The sequence below is a fragment of the Chitinophaga chungangae genome (genome assembly GCF_017742215.1).
GTDB lineage: Bacteria > Bacteroidota > Bacteroidia > Chitinophagales > Chitinophagaceae > Chitinophaga > Chitinophaga chungangae.
Map to the genome: position 1 here is coordinate 1,452,693 of NZ_JAGHKP010000002.1, position 25,120 is coordinate 1,477,812.

Here is a 25,120-nt window from a genome sequence, read left to right on the forward strand (position 1 = left end):
AACAAAAAAGCCGGCGCTAGGCCGGCTTTCGCATATCGGAAGGGATCAGATCACTTTCTCTACGATCTGCCCCGTTTTTTTGTCTTTCAGGATCAGTTTCTGGCTGCCGAAGTGGGTCATTTCTTCTTTGATGAGATAGAACTGCTCGTTGTAGCTGGTGAGCGCTTTTTCTTTCTCCACGCCTTCTCTCCCGCGCCATACGTCGAGTTTTACGGGCTCCCACTGTTTGGAAGCGGCGGAGCGGTAAGCGGCATCCAGCACGGCGTTTACCACGTAACCGTCGTAAAACGATTCCTGCGGGGCGCGGCCTGCTTCCACGGCGTTGAACATATCGGCGAACATATGGTTGTAGCCCAGTTCGTTCAGTTCGTCGCCCACGGGAAACAGCCAGCCGGTATTGCTTTCCGCCTTTTCGGCCACATAATCGGCTCCTTTGCCGGTGGTGAACATGTCGAAACCGGTGCGCAGGAAGCTGTTCAGCCAGATGGTGCCTTCGGAGCCCATTACTTCGTCGCGCAGGTCGAGGCCGCCGCGGAAGGTCCAGCTTACTTCAAACTGGCCGATAGCGCCGTTTTCATATTTCACCAGGCCGATGGCATGATCTTCCGCATCGATCGGTTTCACCTGCGTGTCTGCCCAGCACATCACTTCGATGGGCTTAATGTCTTTCCCGATAAAGCTCCGCGCGATCTCCACGCAATGGCAGCCCAGGTCGAGGATGCAACCGCCGCCGGCCTGCTCTTTGTCCCAGAACCATTCGCTGTGCGGGCCGGGGTGCGTTTCGCGGGATTTGGCCCAGAGAATTCGGCCCAGCGCGCCGCTTTTCACGGAAGCGAGGGCTTTCAGGAATTTGGGCGTATACACGAGGTCTTCGAGGTAACCGTTGAAGATGCCCGCTTTTTCCACGGCTTCCATCATCCTTTTGGCTTCTTCGGCGTTGCGGCCGAGGGGTTTGGTGCACATCACGGCTTTTTTAGCCTTGCAGCAGGCCAGTACGGCCGCTTCGTGCAGGTTATTGGGGAGGGAAATGCAAACCATGTCCACATCGGGGTGGTTGATGGCTTCTTCCATATTGGTGGTCCAGTGGTCGCATTTATAATCTTCCGCGAACTTTTTCGCGCTTTCCTCCCTGCGGGAATAGATGCTCACGATCTTGTCCCGGCTGCGTTGCCCTTGTAATGAATCCGCGTAAAAGCGGCCGATGAAGCCGGAGCCCAGCATTGCAATTTTCGCCATAATGATGAGATGTTTTTATATGTTTCAGACTGGTTTTTTATCCCTGAAAGCGATCATGAAATACACCAGCACGGCGGCCGCAATGTATACCGGCACCATCCAGATGGAGGGCCAGTCGCGCACCATGTTGATGGTGTAAAAATCCGCTACCATGCCGCTGAACCAGTTGCCGATCACCATGCCCAGCCCGTAGGTGGCGAAGGTGAAAAGCCCCTGCGCGGCGCTTTTGATCTTTTCTCCCGCGCGGCTTTCGGTATACATGTACCCGGTCACGAAAAAGAAATCGTAACAGATGCCGTGCAAAATGATGCCGCCGTACAGCATCCAGAGGCCGGAACCGCTGTCGCCATAAGAAAAAAGAATATACCGCAATACCCATGCGATCATGCCTAGGATCAGCATTTTTTTCACGCCGATCCTTTTCAGCAGCAGCGGGATGGCGAGGATGAACAGGGCTTCGGATAGCTGGCCGAGGATCATCTTGCCCGCCGCGTTTTCCATGCCTGCTTCGTTAAGGAAAAGGTTGGCGAAGCTGTAATAGAAACTGAGCGGTATGCAAATGAGCACCGCGGCGATAAAAAATACGAGGTAAGAGCGGTTTTTGAACAGCACAAAGGCTTCCGTGCCGATGGCGCTTCCCGCGGTGGCAGCGCTTCCCTGCGGAGGCGTATTCGGCAGCGTATAGCTGAAAAATCCCAGCAGCAGGCTGGCCGCCGCCGCGATGTAAAAGATATTGGCTGTTTTTTCGATGCCCAGGTTGCCGATCAGCAAGCCGCCCGCGATCCATCCTACGGTGCCGAGCATACGTACGGCCGGGAACTGCCTGGCCGGGTCTTCCATCTGCAAAAAGGCCACACTGTTGCTCAGCGCAATGGTAGGCATGTACAGCAGCGAATAGATCAGGATAATGGTGATGAACAACGGGTTGGAGGCGGTGAGCGTAGCCAGGAAAAGAAACACCCCGCCTGCGATATGCAGCGCCCCCATAATTTTTTGCGCGGAAAAATACCGGTCGGCGATCCTGCCCACAAAAAACGGCGAGATCATGGTGGCAACGGCCAGCGCGCCGTAAGCGTATGTGATCTGTTTGCCGGTAGAGCCAAGGTTGGCGACCATATAACTGTTCATGGATACATACCATGCGCCCCAGATAAAATACTGGAGGAACATCATGAAGGATAGCTGAAAACGGGTGCTGTTATTCACGTGGTGGAGGGTTTTGATCTTTCAAGATAATGAAAAACCTTTCAGCTTGCAATGCGAAGGTCAGCATTTTGCAAACCGTTTCAAAAAAATGCGACCCTTCCCGAACGAAACGGAAAACTATGCTTTGATAAGCTGCTGATAATACTTGCAGGCCGGTCTCAGCCCGCATTCCCCGCATTTGGGGCTGCGCGCCACGCAAATGTAGCGGCCGTGCAGGATCAGCCAGTGATGGGCGATGTAGATCTTTTCTTTGGGGATCATTTTGATCAGCTGCAATTCGGTTTGCAGGGGCGTTTTGGCATTGGTGGTAAGACCGATGCGCGCCGCCACCCTGAACACATGCGTGTCTACGGCCATGTTCGGCTGTTGATGCACCACGCTGGTGATCACATTGGCTGTTTTACGGCCCACGCCGGGCAGTTTTATGAGCTCGGGCACGGTATCGGGTATATTACCGCCAAAATCGTCCATGACCATATTGGCCATGCCGATAAGATGTTTTGTTTTATTGTTGGGATAGCTGATGCTGCGGATCAAAGGGAACAGCTCGTCGAAAGTAGCTTTGCTGAGCGCGGGAATGTCCGGGTACTTCTCGAAAATGGCCGGGGTGGTCATGTTTACCCGTTTGTCTGTGCATTGGGCAGACAGGATAACGGCTACCAGCAGCTGGTAGACATTGTCGTATAGCAATTCCGTTTCAGCATTGGGCGCATGTTTCTCAAACCAGTCGATCACGAACTGGTAACGTTCCTTTTTGGTCATGCCGCAAAGTACTAAAACCGGCGCTCTTCCTCAACGCTTTGGGCGTGATCGAAGATGGCTACGAGGGTAGCCGGGCGTGGGGAATATTGAACTTTGTTCAATATCTGCAAGGTCTGCAGGTGCAGTTTTTCCTCTTCACGGGCTAATTCAATATTCTCTTTCATAAGTTTCCCTTCCGGGTCGGTTACAGCACAATTAGGAGTAGAAACAGGGAGTGTAAAATTGCTCATGCGTTTGATTGTTTGTTTAAAAGGTTGTTCATCGGCAACGCCCGTTGCACTAAACGATAACAGTTAAATAACGGAGAATGACGGGATAGTATTGTCAATTTAAGCTATTTTTTTAAAAAAAGCAATTTTTTAACAATACCAGCAGGTTGAAAGTCAGGCAGTTAGTCGGCCTTGGGGGGAACGGGCACGATAAACAGGTCTTCATCGTCCTTTTTCATCCGGTATTGTTCCCGGGCGAATTTTTCGAGTTTTTCGGGGCTGGACAGCAGTTCGAACTGATCCTGCCGTGCGCGGTCTATTTCCTGTTTGTAAAAAGCCTTCTGATTTTCCAGCTGGTTCACTTCTGAATGCAGCTCGTATTGGGAGAGGAAGTTGTGGCGGTCGAGAAAAACGATCCATGTGATGAAGAGAATGCCCGCTACAATGTATTTGTTGCGGAGCCAGGCAGGCACTTTAAATCGCTTCTTCGTTTCCATGTTCGCCGGGTTTTAAAGTCAGGGTACCGCATAAACGGTACCCTGAAAAATTTGTATTGACCACTAAAAAATAAACGCGGTGTGGCGGATATTATTTCTTACCAAATTTAATTGAATTTTTCGGATAAAACGCGCTGCTGTCCAGAGCTTCTTCGATCCGGATCAGTTGGTTGTATTTAGCCATACGGTCTGTACGGCTTGCGGAACCGGTTTTGATCTGGCCGCAGTTCAGCGCCACGGCGAGGTCTGCGATAGTAGTGTCTTCCGTTTCGCCGGAACGGTGGCTCATGATGGAGGTATAACCCGCTTTATGCGCCATGGATACCGCGTTGATGGTTTCCGTTACGGTACCGATCTGGTTTACTTTCACCAGGATGCTGTTTGCGATCTGCTGGTCGATGCCTTGTTTGAGGCGTTTTACGTTGGTCACGAACAGGTCGTCGCCCACCAGCTGGCAGGAACCGCCGATAGCTTCGGTCAGTTTTTTCCAGCCGTTCCAGTCGTCTTCGGCCATGCCGTCTTCGATGGAAAGGATGGGATATTTTTTGGTCCACTCCGTCCAGTAAGCTACCATTTCGTCGCTGGAAATGATCTTCTGGGAAGATTTGTAGAATTTGTACGTGTTGTCTTTGTCGTTATACATTTCGCTGGAAGCCGCATCCAGTGCGATGCCGATCTGGCTGCCGGCTTTGTAGCCCGCTGCTTCGATGGCCTGCAGCACGGTTTCGATGGCTTCTTCGTTGCTCTGTATTTCGGGGGCAAAACCGCCTTCGTCGCCTACGTTCGTGCTGTAACCTTTCTTTTTCAGCACCGATTTCAGGTGATGGAAGATTTCCACGCCCCAACGGAGGCCTTCAGAGAAAGTGTCCGCGCCTACAGGCACGATCATAAATTCCTGGAAGTCGATTTTATTGTCCGCATGCGCGCCGCCGTTCACGATGTTCATCAAAGGAATGGGGAGGGTGGTGGCGTTTACGCCGCCCAGGTAGCGGAACAGGGGCAGGCCGAATGCTTCGGATGCCGCTTTGGCTACCGCCATGGATACTGCCAGGGTAGCGTTCGCGCCCAGTTTGGCTTTATTTTCGGTACCGTCCAGTTCAATCAGGAGTTTGTCCACACCGGCCTGGTCGCTGATGTCCCAACCGATCAGCTCGTCGGCGATCACTTCATTTACATTGGTCACCGCTTTGATCACGCCTTTCCCAAGGTATGCACCCTTGTCTCCATCACGCAGCTCAACCGCTTCGTGTTTCCCGGTAGAAGCGCCTGATGGCACTGCGGCCCTGCCTACATGGCCATCTTCCGTGGTTACGTCTACTTCCACCGTGGGATTGCCGCGGCTGTCTAAAATCTGTCTGGCATGGATCTCTGAAATGATACTCATGGGTAAAATTTTTTATTGTTAAATCTTGAGAAAAAGTTAGTTTGTCAACTCCCTGAACACGTCTTCCAGCGACTGCGAATTGCTGTGCAAAGAAAGGATGTTCCGGTTATTTATCAAAGCGAATTGCAGGAGGTTTTTACGCACCGTTTCCGCGTCCTGGGTATACAGCCGCCAGGCATGGCCTTCCGCGGCCACCGCGCGGGTCACCCCGGGCAGCCGTTCCAGCTCTTCCGCCGTGGCCGCCTCGCCAAACGTTACCTGGATATAGCTGTTCGCTCCCTGCCGCAGCACGCTGATCGCATCGTCCGCAATGATCTTCCCTTTATTGATAATGATCACCCGGCTGCACATCGCCTCTACTTCCTGCATGATATGGGTGCTGAGCATCACCGTTTTGTCGTGCCCCAGCTCCCTGATCAGGTTGCGGATCTCCACCAGCTGGTTGGGGTCCAGGCCGGAAGTGGGCTCGTCGAGGATCAGTACCTCGGGATTGTGCAGCAGCGCCTGGGCCAGGCCTACACGCTGTTTGTAGCCTTTGCTGAGCGCGCCGATCTTTTTGTGCTGTTCGGGGGTTAGCCCGGTGCGGCGGATCATGTCGCTGATCAGCCGGCCGGTTTGCCCGCCCAGCCTGTGCATGCCGGCTGAAAACTCGAGGAATTCCCGGATGTACATGTCCGGGTACAGCGGGTTGGCTTCCGGAAGGTATCCTACGCGCTTACGCACGTCCATGGTGCTTTTGAGCACATCGAAGCCGCAAACCGCCGCTTCCCCTTCGGTGGGGGGCAGGTAACCGGTGATGATCTTCATCGTGGTAGACTTCCCGGCGCCATTGGGACCCAAAAAGCCCACAATTTCGCCTTTCTGCAGCTCAAAAGAGATGCCGTCCACTGCTTTTTGTTCTCCATACAGCTTGGTTAGCTGCGATACCTTTATAGACATGGGTACTTTTTGCGGTGTCTAAATTAATTGAAAAAAATAGTTAACCGCTAATTCCGGCGCCCCCAAGGTATAAATTTTCAAACCCCGGGGCTTCCGGATTGTTGGATTTTCGTTAAGGAAGCCCCCGGATTATTGATTTTCAATTAAACTGAAGGCCCTACGCAGGCCGGAAATTTGGCATATGTGAAAAAAGATGTAATTTTACGTCTTCAAACAATACACAACAACTACAATGTAGAATTTGCCTAAGGCAATAGATACTCGCCTCTCAAGATGTTAGAAATCGCAATCCGCGCGATGAGTATACCGGAAAGTTTAGCACAAGTAATCATTCTCCCAATATCACGCTTCCTGTGTGAAAATACGGCTTCACCTTTCCAGCTAACAAAAGTCAAGCACAAGTAATCACTCTCCCAATATCACGCGGCCAGCGTGAAAATACCGGCTTCACTTTTTCTCATAACCAAATCACAATGTAATGTCTGACTTTCTCAGGAAGGCATTGGGTCTTTTCGTGGAATTTGAACCCAATGAACCTACACCGCCGGGCACGCCCGAAAGGGATTCCCTTGCCCAAAAATTCCCGCTCAGCTCGCCCAAACCGGCCGCACCCGTTGTTATCAGCGACGAAGAGCTCGACAAATTCGGGCAGCACTTCAGCCGCCTGTTCGAAAACAGCAACCTGCCCGGGCCGGATTATTTCGAGTTCTGGCGCATGATGGAAACACTCGCCGCGCACCTGCCCGACGAAAAGGCGCGGATCGGCGCCGTGTTCGCCACGCTCAGCGTACAGGGTCTCACGCGCGGCAAACTGCTCGAAACCGCAGCGCTGTACAAAGCCATCGTCGAAAAAGACAGGGCCGAGTTCGATAAAGCGGCCGACGACAAGGCCGCCAAAGAAGTGGAAGGCCGCGTGCATCAGATCGCGCAATTCGAAAAGGACATCGCGGAGCATTCCGCGATGATCCGCGAGCTCACCGAAGCCATTACCAAAGCCCAGGCGGACATGAAAACGCTGAAGGACCAGGTAACGGAGCACGAACGGAAGATCGCGGCAAACCGCCAGGGTTACGACCTGGCTTGCGACGCCATGATCAACAAGATCGAAACGGACATTCAAAAAATTCAAACCACAATTTAACCTGTATGGAAACACAATTCTTCCCCGGCGAACCCGGGCAAAAACTGAAATCGTACTGGAACCGCCCCGGCGGCAAGTTCGGTATCGTGATCGGCATCGGCCTGCTCGTGCTGATCGGTTATTACGTCGTGCCCATCCTTACCAAAGTGGTGTGGAACACGCTGAACTTCGGCATCGCGCTGGTATGCCTCGGCCTTTTCCTGTACTGCGTCACGCACCGCAAGCTGCGCATGAGCCTGTTCTATTTTTATGAATGGGTGATGAAAAAACTGGTGGGCGTTGTGATCGAGCTGGACCCTTTCCTGATCGCGGAAGATTATATCGGCGATATGGAAGAACAGCGTGAAAAACTGTACAAACAGTCCATCGACGTAGACGCGCAGAAAGAAAAGATCGACCTGAAGATCGCGGAAAAGGAAAAAGACATGGGGCAGCTGATGAGCCGCGCCAAAGCCGCGCAGAGCAACAATATGCTGCCCGAGCTGGGCAACGCCACGCGCCACATCGCGCGCATCAAAGAATACATCCAGCAGCTGACGCCGATCCGTGACAATCTCGCGCGCATCGGGGATTACCTCACGAAAGTGCATAAAAACAGCGGCTACATGATCGAAGACGCGCGCAACGAACTGGAGCTGAAAAAAGATCTCTACAAATCGGTTTCTTCCGGCAACAAAGCCCTCAGTTCCGCTTTGAAGATCTTCAACGGCGACCCCGAGAAAAAACTGATGGTGGAACAAAGCATGGAATTCCTGAAGGAAGACATCGCTACCAAGCTCAGCAGCATGAAAAAAGCCATCAATTATTCAACGGATTTTATGCGCTCCATCGACCTGGACAATGCTACCTATGAACTGCAGGGGCTGCAGATGCTGGAAAATTTCGACCCCGAGAAAGATTTCAAGCTGGACATCAAAAAATGGGAGCCCGGCAACGCCCCCCGCAAACCCGGCACGCTGCCCGCCGACAATTACAACGACCTTTTGAGTTAGTGCGCTGAAAAAACGGGTCGTGGTGAACGGCAGGCCCGAAGTGCGCCTTTGACTATAACGTTAACGAATATACGAAAACACAAATATCAATTTTTTAACAACATGTAAAACAAACCAATTATGGCACTCAAAGTAAAACCTGGTGGTAAAGTATTAGGCATCATCCTTATCCTTGGCGGCATTTACGCCGGTAAAATATTCTGGTGGGACAAGCGCCCGCAAGCCGCAAAAGCTTCCACCGAGATCGGCAAGGTAAGCCTGCCGGACGCCCCGGAGGCTTCGCTTTCGGGCAACGCCGCCAAACTCGGATTTCCTTCGCCGGAAGATGCCGCCAACGGCGGTACCAAAGTGAGCTGGAAGATTATGGCCTGGAACTCGCAATTCCCCCTCATGTACGCCAACGGCGGCGCCAGAACTACGAAAGGTTCGCTGGTAGACAAAGCCAACATGCAGATCGAGATCGTGCGGCAGGACGACTGTAACAAGTCCATCGCCGACATGGTGAAGTTCGCGCAGGACTACAAGTCCAATCCCAACACCACCGGCGTGTTCGCCTCATTCATGGGCGACGGTATGCCGATGTTTTTCGCGGCGCTCGCCAAAGAGCTGGAGCCGCTGGGCCCGGAATACCAGCCCATCGCATTTTACAGCATGGGTAAGAGTTACGGTGAAGACAAACTGATGGGCCCCGCCGAATGGAAGGCCGATCCGAAAAGCGCGCTGGGCAAAACCGTAGCCTGCGTACTGCGCGACGGCGATATGAACATCCTCGTGAAATGGGCCGGGGACAATGGTCTGCGCGTGAACCCGGATGAAACTTCCTTCGACAGGAACGCCATCAACCTTATCGCGGCCAACGACTTCCTGGACGCCGCGAACAAGTACATCGCCGGTTATTCCGAAAGCCGCAAGCTGATCGAGAACGGTAAGAAAATCGCGAAAGATACGACCGTAGGCGTAGACGGCGTTGCCACCTGGACGCCCGGCGACGTGAACATCGCGCAGAAAAAAGGCGGGCTGATCAACATCGCTACCACGCGTGAATACGCGGCGCAGATGCCGAACATCACGATCACCATTAAAAAGTTCGCCAACGATCACCGCACCGATATCGAAAACCTGATCGTGGCGCTGGCGCAGGCCGGCGACCAGGTGCGCTCGTTCAACGACGCGAAACAGTTTGCCGCGGACGTTTCCGCCAAAGTATACAACGAGCAGGACGGCGCATACTGGCTGAAATATTACAACGGCGGTGAAGAAAAAGACGCACAGGGCGTAAACGTGCACCTGGGCGGCTCCATGGCCTACAATTTGGCGGACGCTGCAAATATGTTCGGCCTCGGCGACGATAAGCTGGACCGTTACAGGATCGTATACGGCACGTTCGGCGACATTCTCGTGAAAATGTACCCCGAGCTGGTACCCGCTTACCCGGTGTACAACAAGGTGGTAGACAAATCGTTCCTGGCATCCGTGGTGAGCAATCACCCCGAGCTGCTGGCCGGTTCGGCGATCAGGGAGAAATATGCGGAGGAGATCACGAGCGAAGTGTCTTCCCGTTCGGTACAGGTGCAGTTTGAAACCGGCAGTTCCGTGATCAGACCGGAATCATACGCTGCGCTGGACGATATCCTGAAAAGCGCCGTGGTGGCGGAAGGGCTGAAGCTGGGGATCTACGGGCATACGGACAATGTGGGCAACGACGCCGCGAACGTGAAGCTGTCCAACGCCCGCGCGGAATCGGTGAAAGCTTATCTGCGGGATAAAGGTCTTTCCGCCGCAAGGCTTGAATCCAAAGGTTACGGCGCTTCAAGGCCGGAGGCGGACAACGGTACCGCCGAAGGACGCGCGAGGAACCGCCGTGTGCAGATCGTACTGGGTAACTAATGAATAGTGTTCTATAATTCCTGTACTACCATGCCGGTCGGATATTCCGGCCGGCACCTTTTCAAATTTTTGCTTTATGAATAAACTGAAAGCCATTTTCGAACCGCTCAAAGTGCTGGACAAAAAGACCATGACCACGCTGCTGGTGGCGGAAGCCGTGCTGGCGCTGCTGGTGTGGCAGCTGAGCGGAGGTGGGCTGATTCCCACGCCGGATAAGGTTTTGAAAGCCGTCGGCACTATTTTTTCGATGCCGGATTTTATTGATAATCTCTTTGCCAGCATTGCGCTCACGATAAAAGGGATGGTGCTGTCCATCATCATCGCCCTTTTTATCAGTTATTTGTCCATAGTGCCGGCCTTTCAACCCATTGCGAGGTTCGTGATCAAATGCCGTTACCTGACATTGACCGGCCTCATCTTTTTGTTTACCCTGCTGACGCAAAACGGCGGCCAGCTGAAGCTGAGCCTGCTGATCTTCGGCATCGTTCCCTTTTTTGTGACCACTTTGCTGGGTGTGATAGACGGCATCAGCAAACAGGAATTTGAATTATGCACCACGCTGCGGATGAACAGCTGGCAAAGCCTTTGGGAAGTAGTGATCGTGGGCCGGCTGGACCAGGTGTTTGAAGTGATGCGGCAGAACTTTGCCATTGCCTGGCTGATGATCACCTCGGTGGAAGGGCTCAGCATGAGCCAGGGCGGCCTTGGCGTGATGCTGATCAAAGCGAATAAATACGTGCAGCTGGACATCGTTTTTGGCACGCTCGTGATCATTTTCGCATTGGGCATTTTTTTCGACTTCATCCTGGGGCTTTTCCGCCACTGGTTATTTCCTTACACCAAACTTCAAACCCGCCGATGAACGCATACACAAAAAAGCAGGTGTTGCTGAGCGCAGAGTACGTACACCTGCAATACGGAGAAAAAAAGATCCTGCGCGACGTGAACTTCAAGATCCGCGACATCCATCGCGAAGGCATGGAGCAGGGGCAGGTAGTGGCTTTGATCGGGAGAAGCGGCATCGGGAAAACACAATTGTTCAAGATCATGGCCGGCCTGGTACAGCCCACGGAAGGCACGGTGCGCATCGGCGAAGGCCAGCACGCTGTAAAGCCGGGGCAGGTGGGCATAGTGCCGCAGAACTACATTCTTTTCAACCACCGTACCATTTACCGCAACCTGAAGATCGGGCTGGACAATTCCGGTGTAACGCTAACCGAAGCGGAGAAAAAACGCGTGATCGGGGATTATGCGGAAACCTTCGACCTGGCGGAACATTTAAACAAATACCCCGCGCAGCTCAGCGGCGGCCAGCGCCAGCGGGTGAGCATTATCCAGCAGGTGCTGACGGGCAACAAATTCATTTTGCTGGACGAGCCCTTTTCGGGGCTGGACATTTTGATGGTAGACAAGGTGATCGCGCTGTTGCGGAAAGTGTCTATGCTGAGCGAGCAAAACACGCTGGTGATCGTGAGCCACGACATCGAAAACGCCGCCGCGGTGGCGGATACGGTGTGGATATTGGGAAAAGAGGAAGGGAAGGAAGGCGCCACGATCAAAAAAGAATACGATCTGTGCGAAACGGGCCTCGCCTGGAAGCCGGACATCCGCACAGACCGCAGGTTTTTGGAGCTGATCGAAGAAATAAAGAAACAGTTGTAGGTTGATATCAGTAGAAAACGAGGGCCGGCGCGTACCGGCCCTTTATTTTTTAATAAGCGAGCGCAGGCTCCAGGTCTTTGGCCTGGTCTATCATCCCCTGTATTTCTGAAAGTGAGGGCGCCCGGCCGCTCAGGTTTTTGAGGGCGTTGAGCTCGGAAACTTTTGCGAACAGGTTTTCGGCATTGCGGTTGCGGAGCTCTTTTACCGTATCCACGCCCGCGGCTTCCAGCAGCTCGGCGAACTGGCCGCCCACGCCGTTGATGCGCATGAGGTCTGCATGGTTCACCCAGGTGAGGATCAGCGCTTCTGGGATGCCGGTAGATTCCGCCAGCCTGGTGCGGCCGGCTTTGGTGCCGCCGTCTTCCAGCAGCTTGGCGACGGTGTTGATGCCGAGGCCGGTGAGTTTGTTTGCGTAGTTGGGGCCAATACCCTGGATCTCTTGAATCGGATAGCTCATAAGAATTGTTTTAGCAGTTCGGAAATTAACGAAAACGCATAATCCGCCCGAAAAAAATATGTTAAATCGTGGTGAATGCGCTAAAATCTCCGGGTAAAACTGCATAACTATTACATTTGCAGGATGAAAGGATCGATCGTACTCTTGCTTTTGCTGCCGCAGCTGATAATGGCGCAGCAACTTCCGGAAAAGCATTACCCGAAAGGATATTTCAGAAATCCCCTGAACGTGGCCATGGAGCTGGCGGGGAATTTCGGCGAACTGAGGCCCAATCACTTCCATTCGGGGCTCGATCTGAAAACGCAGCAGCGGGAGAACCTGCCCGTACATGCCGCGGCAGACGGTTATGTGAGCCGTGTGGGCGTCAGCCACCTGGGTTTCGGCAACGTGCTGTACATCACTCACCCAAATGGGTACACGACCGTATACGCCCATCTCAACAAATTTTATCCCCTGCTCGACGAATACCTGACCCGCAAACAATACGAAGCGGAAAGCTGGGCGACGGACCTGACCATCCCGCCGAACCTTTTCCCCGTTAAAAAGGGTGAGTTTGTGGCCTGGAGCGGCAATACCGGTGGCTCGGCCGGCCCGCACCTGCATTTCGAGATCAGGGATACCAAAACCGAGAAACCGCTCAACCCGATGCTTTTCGGGTTCAGTATTCCCGATAAGCGGGTGCCGGAAATTTCCCGCATCGTGGTGTACGACCGTACCCGCAGCCTGTACGAGCAAACACCGGTCACCATCCCGGTAAAACGCACCAAAACCGGCGACTATGTAGCTTCCAGGCCGGTGGTGAAAGTGGCGACCAGCAAAGTGGGCCTCGGCGTCAGCGCGCTGGACCGCCAGAGCAATTCCGCCAACCCCAACGGCATTTACGAAGCCATGATCATCCGCGACGGGCAGATCGATTGCGGTTTCCAGCTGGATAATATCGGCTACGACGAAACGCGGTACCTCAATGCGCATATCGACTACAAACTGAAAAAAGGCGGCGGGCCGTACGTGCAACTGCTGTTTGCCCTGCCCGGCAACCGCCTGGATATTTACAAAGACGTTGCCGGCGACGGCATCATCGACCTGGGCGACAAACAGCCCCACCCGGTAACCCTCCGCGTGACCGATGCTTACGGGAACAAGTCCGACGTGAAACTGACGCTGCAGCAGCAAAGCGGTCCCGCGCCGGTGCCTACCTGCGCCAACCGCATGTACCCGGAAAGCCGTAATATTTTTGAGAACGACCAGGTAGAATTTTTCCTCGAAGAGGGCAGCCTGTACGACAATATCTGTTTCCGTTTCGTGGAATTGCCCAATGCCGGTGCGTTTTCGAATACTTACCGCCTGCATACCGCGCTGATCCCCGTTCACTACAATTTCGGCCTGCGCATACGCCCTACGAAACCGGTGCCAGCGGAGCTGCAGAATAAAATGGTGATCGTGCGGAAGGGCCTGGGAGAAAGCGTTTCAGCCGCTGTACCGGAGAACGGGTGGTTTACCGGCACGTTCCGCGACCTGGGGGATTTTTATCTTACGGCAGATACGGTTGCGCCGCGCGTGGCGGCGCTCGGCGCGGTGAAAGCAAATGCAAACCTTTCAAAAGCAACGAGAATCGCGTTTTCGATGAACGATGCAAGCGGGATCAAATCTTACCGCGCGGAATTAGATGGAAAATGGTTGCGTTTATCGCGAAAAAGTAATGTACTTTCTTATAACTTTGATGAGCATTGTCCACCCGGTAACCATACATTGACGTTAACCGTTACTGACATTGCAAACAATCAAACCACATATACTTTACCGTTTAAACGCTAGTAAAACCATGACGCACCTCAAAGAAGGGGATATCGCCCCCGCATTTGCCGCCCTGGACCAGCATGGCAATACTGTGTCGCTGGCCGACTTTAAAGGAAAAAAAGTGATCCTCTATTTTTATCCTCACGACATGACCCCCGGTTGCACTACGCAATCCTGCAATCTCAGGGACCACCATTCCCAGCTGATGACGAGAGGTTATGCCGTGCTCGGCGTGAGCGAGGATGACCAGAAAAGCCACAAAAAATTCGCGGACAAGTACGAGCTGCCTTTCCCGCTGCTGGTAGACGAGAGCCATACGATCCTGAACGATTACGGCGTATGGGGCGAAAAGACCTTTATGGGCCGCACTTACGACGGTACGCACCGCACTACTTTCCTGATAGACGAGGAGGGGAGAATTGCCCACATCATTCATAAACCCGAAAACGGTGATCATGCGCGTGAGATCATCGAATTGTGGGAAGGAAATACGGAAGGCTGGGAACCGGTTGTAAGGCCGGAAGACCCTAACGCAGAGGCTGCGGCCGTTGCGGAAGAAGAAATTGAGAACGAAGCCGGAGACGAAGAAGAAGGCGTTGAAGTGGAAATGGATATCATCGAAGAAGATGATGATCAGGATGAGGAGGACGAAGATGAAGCGAAAGAAGCCCCTGCTGCGCCCGCGCCGGTAGCAAAAGCGAAAGCCGCTCCGAAAGCGAAGACCGCTCCGAAAACGAAGGCTGCGCCCAAGGCTAAAGCGAAAACCGCTACCAAAGCTGCTCCGAAAGCAAAGGCGAAAGCTGCGCCCAAAGCCAAAACCGCCCCGAAAGCAAAAACGAAGACCGCAGCGAAGGCGAAAGCTAAAACAGCCGTAAAAGCTAAGCCGGCTAAAAAAGCTGCCGCCAAAAAAGCGGTTGCTCCAAGAGCAAAAACCGCGGCTAAAAAAGCTGCGGCGCCCAAAGCGAAAACCGCTGCCAAAAAAGCTGCACCAAAAGCAAAAGTGGCTGCAAAAGCAAAAGCTAAAGTAAAAGCAGCGCCGAAAGCCAAAGCAAAAACTGCGGCAAAAAAAGCGGCCGCTCCGAAATCGAAAGCAAAGGTAGCTTCGAAAGCAAAGGCCAAAGCGAAAGCAGCTCCAAAGGCGAAAGCCAAAACCGCGGCAAAGGCCAAAATCGCGCCCAAAACAAAAGCCAAAACCGCTGCAAAGGCTAAAACCGCTGCAAAGGCGAAACCGGCTGCAAAGGCGAAAGCCAAAACCGTCGCAAAAGCAAAAGCTGCTCCGAAAGCGAAGGCAAAAACCAAAGCGAAGAAACGCTAAGCATAAACAGATTTTTGAAAAGCCGTTCCGGAATGCCCGGAGCGGCTTTTATATTTTATACTCAAGTTCTTCGGGCTTTGTTACTATGGTTCCATTACGGGTGAGAACGCTTTTACGCTACTAAAGCACTACTAAAGCGCTATTAAAACGATACTGAACACACCGGCGCCAATCAGTCAAAATGGCTTCTCAAAGGTCGCTTTCCGACATTAACGATGTTCCGGAATCTTACACTCACCCGCAAATCTTTTGATCTTTATAGTCGGGCTGCGCCGCACAAACATGCTTGCGGATTAATACCGTGAAATCAGGCTTGTCCGAGTAAGGAATTGTTAGCAGCTGCGGCATAATAAAAGAGGCCGTCCCTTGCGGAACGGCCTCTTCGTATGGAAACAGTTGGCTGTTGTTATCGTTTTTGACGCTGTTTGCGGAAGATCTGACCGGTTTTGAACTTGTTCCCTTCGGGGCTGCCCACACGGTCCATCGCGCAACGGAAACCTACCGTATTCGTCGCCATATCTTCCTGCATGAAACGGCGGTTGCCCGGGGAAAGCCAGTAAGCACGGTCGTTCCAGCTACCGCCTTTCACCACGCGGGATTTATCGTTGATCAGGGTGGTCACGCCGTAGCCGTATTCAACCAGGGACAGGCTGTCACCATCCAGGTAGTTGATCACGTCGCCTTTCTGGTAGTTCAGGCGGCTGGCGGATTCCTCATCGGTCACGTCGCGCATTTTGAGCGCGCCCAGGCTGTCTTTTTCGAACTCTTTCTCGGCGTTCTGGTAAACCGTCTGGAATTTGTTACCGCGGAAGTAGTTGAAGTCGTCACCATCGATGGTGGTCAGCGGACGGTAAACGTCGTTCACCCACTCGCTCACGTTGCCGGACATGTTATAGATACCGAAAGTGTTCGGGAAATAAGACTGCACCGGTGCGGGGATGGATGCACGGTCGTTCAGACCGCCTGCCATACCCATATTGTCGCCGGAACCACGCTTGAAGTTCGCCAGGAACTGGCCCTGCCAGTTGCCGCGGCGGATGTCGCGCAGGCCGCTGTTGTTGGTGCCCCAGGAATAGATCTGTTTGTTCATGATCAGCTCTTCACCGCGTTTGCCTTCTTTTTTGGAAGGATTCGGGTTCTGGCCGATGTAACCCAGCGCCGCATATTCCCATTCCGCTTCGGTCGGGAGGCGGTAGTTGGGAAGCATGATGCCGTCTTCGAACTGCGCGCCGCGCGGAGAGCCGTCTGGATTGCTGAACTGCTTTTTGGCGTTTTTGCTCATTTTGCCGGGAGTGCCTTCGTAAAGGCCCGCCAGGTAAGACTTGCTGTCGAAAGTATTATCGTCTGCCTGGTTCATGATGTCTGCCTGAGACAACAGGCCGGCATCCATCAGGAGTTTTTCGTTTACACGGTTGGAACGCCATTTGGCGTAATCGGTCGCCTGCTTCCAGGTAACGCCAACCACCGGGTAGTCGTTATAAGCAGGGTGACGGAAATAATATTCCACCAGCGGCTCGTTGTAAGCCAGCTCGCTGCGCCATACCAGCGAATCGGGCAGGGCGTTGCGATATACGTCGGGGAAAGATTCGCCGTACATACGGGTGAGCCAGTACAAGTACTCGCGGTAATTCACATTGGAAACCTCGTTCTCGTCGATATAAAAAGAGGAAACCGTGATACGGCGGGGTATATTGTTCCAGTCCATCATGACATCCTGCTCGGTGGCGCCCATGGCGAATGTACCGCCCTGAACGAAAACAAGGCCGGGACCGGTGAATTGGTCTTTACTCTTGGCAACGGAAAAACCACCCATCTTCGGGTCGTTATAATTCCAACCAGTAGCGGAAGAAGATTCTTTCTTCTTCCCGAAGAGGCCACCGCCATTCTTACTACAGGCCGACATGGACAACATCACACCGGTGCCTACAATCAAGGATAAGGAGGTTAATCTGCGCATGCGATAACAGCTTTTGATCGATACAATTTAGGTATTCAATTAGGTAAACGCAAATGTAATTCTTTTTATTTTATAACAAAATTAATTAATCTGTAATGTAATAACTGTAAAAGTTTACCGGACGAGCCCGCCAGGTTGCGAAATCCCCCGTAATACATTAGGTTTGCGTTAGATATAAAACCCTGCCATTTCTTTATGAACCGCTCCCGCTTTGCCTTTTGCGTTTTCCTTTGCCTGTTTTGCGGGGCCGGAAAGGTTGCGGGCCAGCGTGCTTACGCCCCAAATTCCGTTTTGGCAGGCGGAAGCTGGTACAAAATCGCCGTAAAAAAAGCCGGTATCTATAAGATCGACGTTCCCCAGCTCAATGCCATGGGCATTTCCACCACCGGTCTTATTTCCGGTTCCATCAGGCTGTTCGGCAACGGCGGCGGGATCGTCCCCGAAGACAATGCCGCCCCCAGGCCCGACGATCTCCGGCAAAATGCCGTTTTCGTAGAAGATGGGGGGGATGGCCTATTTAACGGGAATGACTACCTTTTATTTTACGCCCCCGGGCCGCATCGCTGGCAGCGGGACGGCAGCGGGTATTACCATACTTACAATATCTATTCAGATTCAGCCTGTTATTTCCTGAACATCGCCCCCGGCGGGCTGCGGATCGTTACGGACCCTGCCGCGCCCATAGCCACGCAGACCGTTACGGCGTATGATTTTCATGATTTTTATGAAAAAGACGAAACCAGCGTGCTGTCCAGCGGGAAGGAATGGTTCGGCGCAATGTTCAGCACCGTGCCGGGTGGCGTTACCGAAAGGAATTACACGCTTGTTGCCCCAGCGGGCCTCAGCAACGCCCGGCTTCGCATCAGGCTGGCCGCGCGCAGCACTTCCGGCGCGCGTTTCGACCTGGGGCTTAACAATACCGCCGTAAAATCTTTTTTGCCGCCGCCCGTAACCGGGAATATCTTCGAAACCTACGCCAGCACCGTCACCGAACGGCTGCCAATTGGCGGGGCGGGCGATTTTACGCTGAAATTCACGGGTAATGCGAGCGCCCAGGGCTGGCTGGACTTCCTGGCGCTCGAAGGCCGCTGCCCGCTTGCGCTTCCGGCGCAGGGCGCCCTGCTGTTCCGTGACTGGCAAAGCACGGGCGCGGGACAAACCGCCGGTTTCGAGCTCGCTAACGGTACCGCGCAAACGATCGTTTGGGACGTGACCGTGCCGGACAGGCCGGTAAAGCTGCAGACCTCGCTCAACGGCACCATGCTGCGTTTCTCCAGGGATGCGGCCGTGCTCCGGGAATACGCGGCTTTCAACCCCGCCGGTCTTCCCGCGCCCCAATACATCGGGCCGGTGGCCAACCAGGACCTGCACGGCCTTTCCGCTGCGGACATGCTCATTATTTCGCCGCCAGCTTTTCTTCCCGCCGCCAACCGCCTGGCCGCCTGGCACCTCCAAACAAGTGGCCTGAAAGTAAGCGTGGTAGCCACTCCGCTGATCTGGAACGAATTTGGCTCCGGCACCGGCGACCCGGCCGCGCTGCGCGATTTCCTGAAAATGCAATACGATCGCGGCGGCCTGAAATATGTGCTGCTGTTGGGCCGCGCGTCGTACGACTATAAAGACCGCCTGGAAAATAATACCAACTTCGTGCCCACCTGGCAAAGCGATATTTCGCTGCATGGCATCAATAGTTATATGTCCGACGACTTTTTCGGTTTCCTCGGCGACGCCGACGACATCAATGGCAGCGGCGCCCTGCTGGACGTGGCCGTTGGCCGCTTGCCGGTGAGAAGTCTTGCCGAAGCGGAGGTTGCGGTGAAGAAGATCATGGAATACAATACGCCCGCGACTTTCGGCCCCTGGCGGCAAGAAATGACCTTTGTGGCGGATGATGAGGACGGGAATCTTCATCTCGAAGACGCCGAAACCGTCAGCGGCGTGATCACCGGGGAAGAAACCGCCTTTAATACCGGCAAACTTTACCTGGACGCCTTTCCACAGGTGGCCACTTCCGCCGGAAGCCGCTACCCTGCGGTAAATGAAGCCATCCGTCAGCGGATGTACAGCGGCAACCTCGTGTGGAATTATACCGGACACGGTACTTTCAACCGCCTGGCTGAAGAAGCCGTGCTCGAAGAAAGCTCGATCGACGGCTGGCAGAACGCCGGCAAGCTGCCGCTGATGGTGACCGCCACCTGCGACTTCGCGCCATTCGACAACCCGGACTTCAATTCCCTCGGCGAAAAGCTGCTGATGCGCGAAAACGGCGGGGCCATCGCGCTGATGACCACCACCCGCGCGGTATTCGCCTATTCCAACCTCGTGATGAACGCCAATTATTTCCGGCGGGCATTTACCCCGGGCGCGGGCGGGCGCATGCCTACGCTGGGCGAGGGCGCCATGCTGGCAAAAAACGATACCTATTCCCAGAACGGGGATGTGATCAATAACCGGAAATTCCAGCTGCTGGGCGACCCTTCCCTGCCGCTGGCCTTCCCGAAATGGCGGGTGAACACCGATTCGCTGAACGGGCGGGAAATTGAGCAGGGGGATACGCTGAAGGCGCTGGGAAAATATACCCTGGCAGGCAGCGTGCGCGATGCTGCAGGAAACGTGCAAACAGGTTACAACGGCATGCTCGATGTGACCGTGTACGACAAACCGGCCGGACGGGCCACGCGCGGGAACGACCCCGGAAGCACGCCGGTGAATTTTTCGGTGCAGGACAGGATCTTGTTCCGTGGAAGGGATACCGTCGTGAACGGGCGGTTCAGGTTTACGTTCGTGGCACCGAAAGATATGAGCCAGGCAGACGGGAACGCGCGCATCAGTTATTATACCAGGAATGCGTCGGAAGACGGCGGCGGATTTTATAACCGCCTGGCAGCTAATGGTACGGCGGCGGACGCGGCGGAAGACGACCAGGGCCCGGAAATCGGCGCCTGGATGAACGACCGGGGTTTTTCAAGCGGAGATATTACCAATGAAAGCCCGCTGCTGCTCATACATCTCAGCGACCCGGGCGGAATAAACGCCACCGGCAACGGCATCGGGCACGACATTACCGCCATCCTCGACGACAGCACGCAATTCTTCATTCTCAACGAGTTTTACGAATCCGTGGCGGGCGATTACCGGGAGGGCGACATCCGGTTCCCCATGGCGGGGCTGAGCCCGGGAGAGCATACGCTTACCATCCGCGCCTGGGACGGTTACAACAATTCCTCGACCGTTAACATCCGTTTTACAGTTGTGCCCAAAACCACGCTGGCAGTGGAAAAGGTGGGCAATTATCCCAACCCGTTCCGGGACCGGACGCGTTTTATCTTTTATCACAACCAGCAAGGCGTTGATGTTGATGTGGTTATACGTATCTTTACAGCCGCCGGACAACAAGTGAGCACTATCCGGCGCACAATAAACACAGGAAATGGCCGTTATGATGGCGTCTCCTGGAATGGTACGGCCGACACAGGATCGAGAGTGGCCCCTGGCATCTACTTTTATCAAATCGTTGTAAAGGGTAAGGACAATTCTCAAAAAGTATTCGGAGGACAACTGATATTATTATAATGTATAGATTAAAAATTGACTATATTTGAAATAATAATATTATACGTTTGACGCCCTTTACTTGGATTTAATGAATTAGACATTATTTTTACGTTTAAGCTAACTAAAATTCAGTATTGCATGTTTTCCAGGATAACGACAGTTGTTATTTGCATTTTTTCCCTGTTCCTATGCCAGCGCTCCTACGCACAGCTGGACCCGGGCACGCCGCTGGACGGCAGGTCGAATGTAATCAGCACGGCTGTTCCTTTTTTAAGAATATCCCCGGATGCCCGCAGCGGCGCGCTTGGCGACGCCGGCATCGCTATTTCGCCCGACGCGAATTCAGTATACTGGAACTTTTCCAAACTGCCCTTCGCCGCTAAAAAATCGGCGGTGGCCGTTACTTATACGCCCTGGCTGAAAGAGCTTGTCAACGACGTGTTCCTCGCACAGGTGGCGGGTTACACCCAGCTGGACGAACTGCAGACCATCGGCGGCTCCCTCCGTTATTTCTCGCTCGGCGACATCGAGTTCAGGAACAGCAACGGCCAGTTCGACGGTAATTTCCGCCCCCGCGAATGGGCGCTGGACGCAGGGTACGCCCGCAAGCTCAGCGACAACTGGAGCGTGGCGGTAGCGCTTCGTTACATTCATTCCAGCCTCGCTTCCGGCACCATCGACAACCAGCCGATCAGGCCAGGGCGCTCCGTGGCCGCCGACCTTTCCGGTTTTTATACCAAGGATTTCGAGAACAACAATGGCGTGAACAACAATTTCAGTTTTGGTTTCGCCATCACCAATATCGGTCAGAAGATCTCCTACACGCAGTCTGCACAAAAAGACTTCCTCCCCACCAACCTGGGCGTCGGCGCCGCTTACACCATCGGCATCGACGAGTATAACAAAGTGAGCTTCACCCTCGACGTGAACAAACTGCTGGTGCCCACGCCGCAATACCAGGGAGACACGATGCTGGTATACCCGGACAAAAGCGTGCTGGAAGGCATGTTTTCCTCCTTCGGCGATGCGCCGGGCGGCATGAAGGAAGAACTGCATGAGCTGATGTATTCTATCGGCGGCGAATACTGGTACAACGACCTGTTCGCCGTGCGCGCCGGTTATTACAACGAACACGCCACCAAAGGCAACCGTAAATATTTTACGGCGGGCGTGGGCGTGAAATACAACATCTTCGGGCTGAATTTCTCTTACCTGGTGCCTTCGGGAACGGGCATTCAGCGCAATCCGCTGTCTAACACGCTGCGCTTCACGCTCAGCTTCGACATCGGCGCTAATGAAGAATAGAACGTATATTTGCCATAATCACCGATAGTTGAATAAATCCTCCGAAGCTAAGGGGGATTTATTATTTTACGGGCCTGCTAAATAAACATTATGAGTAAGTTAAGGATCGGATTAGGAGTGGATTTTCATCAACTGGTGCCAGACAGGGACTTCTGGCTGGGCGGCGTATTGGTGCCGCATACCAAAGGCGCGCTGGGCCACAGCGATGCGGACGTTTTGCTGCACGCCATCTGCGACGCCATGCTGGGCGCCGCCAGTCTCGGCGATATCGGGGTGCATTTCCCGGATACGGACCAGTCGTACAAAAACATCGACAGCAAAATTTTACTTGCGCGCACCAAAGAGCTGATCGCGCAGAAAGGTTACAGCGTGGTGAATGTGGACGCATCGCTTTGCCTGCAGGCGCCCAAGATCAAACCGTACGTTCCCGCCATGCAGGAAGTGATCGCGCAACATCTCGGCGTAACGGTGGAAGAAGTGTCCATCAAAGCGACGACCACCGAAAAGCTCGGTTTTGTGGGCCGGGAAGAAGGCGTGGTGGCTTATGCCACCGTGCTGCTGGAAAAGCAATAAATTCATTTATAGATAACTGTTTTACCTTTGTTCAATGGCTGATATTCAAGTAAAGATCATCAATCGCTCAGCAAACCCTTTGCCTTCATACGCCACGGCAGACGCCGCCGGCATGGACCTTCGCGCGAACCTGGAAGCTGCCATCACGCTGCAGCCCCTGGAACGCACCCTGGTGCCCACCGGCCTTTTCATGGAACTGCCCGCGGGTTTTGAAGCGCAGGTGCGCCCCCGGAGCGGCCTCGCCATCAAGCAGGGCCTCACATTGCTGAATACGCCTGGCACGATAGATGCAGATTACAGGGGTGAGATCAAGATCATCCTGATCAATTTATCCAACGAACCGCAAACCATCCAGCATGGCGACCGCATCGCCCAGATGGTGATCGCGCCGTTCGTGCAGGCAACGCTGGCCGAAGTGCCCGAATTGTCTGACACGGAAAGAGGCGCCGGTGGGTTCGGCCATACCGGAAAATCCTGAGCATGCGTTTAACCGGAATATTCATAACTGTCACCGCCGGCATTATCGCCGCATCCTGTGGGAACACTAAAAAAGTCGTTTCCACACCCGGCCCCCTGCAACAGGAGGTGATGTCGCAGCGGGCAGACAGCCTGTTTTTTGCCGCACAGCGCTCCAAAATACTCGGCGATTACAAAACGGCGATCACGCAATATTCCGATTACATCCGTCTCAACCGCAACAATCCCACCGTTTATTACGAACTGAGCCGCCTCTTTCTCGAGGTGCGCAATCCACAATACGCACTGGGCTTCGCGCGCCGCGCCGCCGCCATGGACACTTCCAACAAATGGTTCCAGATGGCGCTGGCCGATGCTTTTTCCGTGAACGAAATGTTCGACAGCGCCGCAGTCGTATACGGCCGCCTCAGCAAACAAAACCCGCTGGACGATGAACTGCTTTTCAATAAAGGCATTTCGTTGTCCAAAGCCGAAAATTATACCGAAGCGCTCGAAGTGTTCGATTCCCTGGAAGCGAGGGTAGGCGTGGCGGAAGAGATCGTTTTCCAGAAACAGCGCGTGTACTCGCGGCTCGGGATGGTGAACGCGGCCGCGTCTGAAGTGCGGCGGCTGATCGCGCAGGAGCCGGCCGAACTGCGCTACTGGGGCCTGCTGGCAGAGATCTACGAATCCGTGGAACGCACGGAGGAAGCCCGCGCCATTTACGACACGATCCTCGCCATCGATCCGCAGCACCCGCGCGCGCTGATCGCCATCGCGAACTTTGAAAAGAAAAACGGCAACGAACCGCAATACCGCGCATACCTTATAAAAGCATTCGCAAATCCGGGATATACGATCGACGAAAAAGTATCTTTCGTATACCCGTACCTGCAAATGGCCGAAAGAGACACGTCCAAACGCGCGGAGGGCATCCTGCTCACCAAAATGATCGTAGATGCGCATCCCAACGAGGCGAAAGCCTACGCGCTGCGGGCGGATATGTTTTCGCAGGCGGAAATGACAGACAGCGCCATCGTGAATTATCACAAGGCCATTGCGCTGGACAGCACGCGTTTCAGCGTGTGGTACCAGCTGATGTGGATGTACTCCCGCGCAGATCAGTCCGATTCCCTGCTGCGCGTCAGCGAACATGTGATCGGGCAGTTCCCGAAAGAGTTCATGGGATATTATTTCAACGGCCTCGCCAACTATTTCAAACAACGGCACGACGCCGCGGCCCGCGCGCTTAACACGGCGCTGGAGATCGGCGGCGAGAAACGTTTTGTGGGAGATGTGTACGCGTTGCTGGGAGACACTTATCACGCCAGCGGCATGCATGCCCGCAGCGACAGCTGTTACGACATGGTGCTGAGCATCCGGCCGAAAGACCATATCGTGATGAACAATTACAGCTATTATCTTTCCATGCGGGGAGACAAGCTGGAGAAAGCCGAAGAGCTCAGCCGCCGCTCGCTGGAGCTGAAGCCCGAAAGCCCGACCTACATGGACACCTATGCCTGGATACTTTTCAGGCTCGGGCGTTACAAAGAAGCCAGGTTGTGGATCGAAAAAGCATTGCAGAACCCCGAAGCCCAGCAGGACCCGGACGTGCTGGAACATTACGGGGACATTCTTTTTAACCTGAACGAAAAAGAAAAAGCCGTTCAGTACTGGCAGCTGGCGAAAGCCAAAGGCGCCAATTCCCACGGCCTCGCGCGGAAAATAGCCGAGAAACGCTACATCAGGAACATGGACCGATGAATGCCCGCATTCACCGGTGAATCATA

The 25,120-nt window shown here is 53.9% G+C and carries 21 protein-coding genes; 12 read left to right on the forward strand and 9 right to left on the reverse strand.

Going from position 1 to position 25,120, the window contains the following annotated elements; genetic code table 11:
* Positions 1–45 precede the first annotated feature (45 nt).
* The 7 genes from J7I43_RS14270 to gldA all read right to left on the reverse strand — a co-directional run bounded on the left by J7I43_RS14270 (position 46) and on the right by gldA (position 6,233).
* Positions 46–1,236, reverse strand: a complete 1,191-nt coding sequence (locus J7I43_RS14270; RefSeq protein ID WP_209146353.1) for a Gfo/Idh/MocA family protein — start codon at positions 1,234–1,236, stop codon at positions 46–48.
* Between the two features lie 24 nt (positions 1,237–1,260).
* Entirely contained in the window at positions 1,261–2,442 is a 1,182-nt protein-coding gene (locus J7I43_RS14275) for a nucleoside permease (RefSeq protein WP_209146354.1), read from the reverse strand.
* A 117-nt stretch (positions 2,443–2,559) separates the two neighbouring features.
* Positions 2,560–3,204: an endonuclease III gene (gene nth / locus J7I43_RS14280; RefSeq protein WP_209146355.1), complete on the reverse strand. Its 645-nt coding sequence runs from the start codon at positions 3,202–3,204 to the stop codon at positions 2,560–2,562.
* Between the two features lie 11 nt (positions 3,205–3,215).
* Positions 3,216–3,368, reverse strand: coding sequence for a hypothetical protein (locus J7I43_RS14285; protein WP_209146356.1), 153 nt, complete (start codon positions 3,366–3,368; stop codon positions 3,216–3,218).
* 227 nt (positions 3,369–3,595) lie between these two features.
* The gene (locus J7I43_RS14290) at positions 3,596–3,910 is read right to left on the reverse strand and encodes an FtsB family cell division protein (protein WP_209146357.1); all 315 of its coding nucleotides are present in this window, start codon (positions 3,908–3,910) and stop codon (positions 3,596–3,598) included.
* A 91-nt stretch (positions 3,911–4,001) separates the two neighbouring features.
* Positions 4,002–5,294: a phosphopyruvate hydratase gene (gene eno, locus J7I43_RS14295; protein ID WP_209146358.1), complete on the reverse strand. Its 1,293-nt coding sequence runs from the start codon at positions 5,292–5,294 to the stop codon at positions 4,002–4,004.
* A gap of 36 nt (positions 5,295–5,330) precedes the next feature.
* Complete coding sequence (gldA, locus tag J7I43_RS14300; RefSeq protein WP_209146359.1) at positions 5,331–6,233, reverse strand: gliding motility-associated ABC transporter ATP-binding subunit GldA; 903 nt, start codon at positions 6,231–6,233, stop codon at positions 5,331–5,333.
* A 478-nt stretch (positions 6,234–6,711) separates the two neighbouring features.
* Between gldA and J7I43_RS14305 the strand changes: the two genes are divergently transcribed.
* The 5 genes from J7I43_RS14305 (at position 6,712) to J7I43_RS14325 (ending at position 11,915) form a co-directional block, all read left to right on the forward strand.
* Entirely contained in the window at positions 6,712–7,374 is a 663-nt protein-coding gene (locus tag J7I43_RS14305; RefSeq protein WP_209146360.1) for a hypothetical protein, read from the forward strand.
* Between the two features lie 5 nt (positions 7,375–7,379).
* Positions 7,380–8,366 (forward strand): PspA/IM30 family protein, encoded by a 987-nt coding sequence (locus J7I43_RS14310; RefSeq protein WP_209146361.1) that lies wholly within the window; start codon positions 7,380–7,382, stop codon positions 8,364–8,366.
* Between the two features lie 120 nt (positions 8,367–8,486).
* Entirely contained in the window at positions 8,487–10,253 is a 1,767-nt protein-coding gene (locus J7I43_RS14315) for an OmpA family protein (protein WP_209146362.1), read from the forward strand.
* 76 nt (positions 10,254–10,329) lie between these two features.
* A complete protein-coding gene (locus tag J7I43_RS14320; protein ID WP_209146363.1) occupies positions 10,330–11,115 on the forward strand; it encodes an ABC transporter permease in 786 nt (261 codons plus the stop codon).
* Entirely contained in the window at positions 11,112–11,915 is an 804-nt protein-coding gene (locus tag J7I43_RS14325) for an ABC transporter ATP-binding protein (protein WP_209146364.1), read from the forward strand. The genes J7I43_RS14320 and J7I43_RS14325 overlap by 4 nt, the downstream gene beginning before the upstream one ends.
* A 49-nt stretch (positions 11,916–11,964) precedes the next feature.
* Here the strand turns inward: J7I43_RS14325 and J7I43_RS14330 are convergent, their stop codons facing one another.
* Positions 11,965–12,372, reverse strand: a complete 408-nt coding sequence (locus J7I43_RS14330; RefSeq protein ID WP_209146365.1) for a DUF4332 domain-containing protein — start codon at positions 12,370–12,372, stop codon at positions 11,965–11,967.
* A gap of 123 nt (positions 12,373–12,495) precedes the next feature.
* Here J7I43_RS14330 and J7I43_RS14335 point away from each other — a divergent pair, with 123 nt between their 5' ends.
* Together J7I43_RS14335 and bcp are read left to right on the forward strand one after the other, a co-directional pair.
* Positions 12,496–14,187 (forward strand): M23 family metallopeptidase, encoded by a 1,692-nt coding sequence (locus J7I43_RS14335; RefSeq protein ID WP_209146366.1) that lies wholly within the window; start codon positions 12,496–12,498, stop codon positions 14,185–14,187.
* A 7-nt stretch (positions 14,188–14,194) separates the two neighbouring features.
* Entirely contained in the window at positions 14,195–15,484 is a 1,290-nt protein-coding gene (bcp, locus tag J7I43_RS14340) for a thioredoxin-dependent thiol peroxidase (protein WP_209146367.1), read from the forward strand.
* A gap of 406 nt (positions 15,485–15,890) precedes the next feature.
* On the opposite strand, the gene J7I43_RS14345 is transcribed toward bcp, so the two are convergent.
* Positions 15,891–17,441, reverse strand: coding sequence for an SUMF1/EgtB/PvdO family nonheme iron enzyme (locus tag J7I43_RS14345; RefSeq protein WP_209146368.1), 1,551 nt, complete (start codon positions 17,439–17,441; stop codon positions 15,891–15,893).
* 291 nt (positions 17,442–17,732) lie between these two features.
* Here J7I43_RS14345 and porU point away from each other — a divergent pair, with 291 nt between their 5' ends.
* The 5 genes from porU to J7I43_RS14370 all read left to right on the forward strand — a co-directional run bounded on the left by porU (position 17,733) and on the right by J7I43_RS14370 (position 25,094).
* Positions 17,733–21,014: a type IX secretion system sortase PorU gene (gene porU, locus J7I43_RS14350; RefSeq protein WP_209146369.1), complete on the forward strand. Its 3,282-nt coding sequence runs from the start codon at positions 17,733–17,735 to the stop codon at positions 21,012–21,014.
* 120 nt (positions 21,015–21,134) lie between these two features.
* The gene (gene porV / locus J7I43_RS14355) at positions 21,135–22,301 is read left to right on the forward strand and encodes a type IX secretion system outer membrane channel protein PorV (RefSeq protein WP_209146370.1); all 1,167 of its coding nucleotides are present in this window, start codon (positions 21,135–21,137) and stop codon (positions 22,299–22,301) included.
* A gap of 90 nt (positions 22,302–22,391) precedes the next feature.
* The gene (ispF, locus tag J7I43_RS14360) at positions 22,392–22,874 is read left to right on the forward strand and encodes a 2-C-methyl-D-erythritol 2,4-cyclodiphosphate synthase (protein ID WP_209146371.1); all 483 of its coding nucleotides are present in this window, start codon (positions 22,392–22,394) and stop codon (positions 22,872–22,874) included.
* A 34-nt stretch (positions 22,875–22,908) separates the two neighbouring features.
* Positions 22,909–23,352: a dUTP diphosphatase gene (gene dut, locus J7I43_RS14365; RefSeq protein WP_209146372.1), complete on the forward strand. Its 444-nt coding sequence runs from the start codon at positions 22,909–22,911 to the stop codon at positions 23,350–23,352.
* Positions 23,353–23,354: 2 nt separating this feature from the next.
* The gene (locus tag J7I43_RS14370) at positions 23,355–25,094 is read left to right on the forward strand and encodes a tetratricopeptide repeat protein (protein ID WP_209146373.1); all 1,740 of its coding nucleotides are present in this window, start codon (positions 23,355–23,357) and stop codon (positions 25,092–25,094) included.
* Positions 25,095–25,120: the final 26 nt, after the last annotated feature.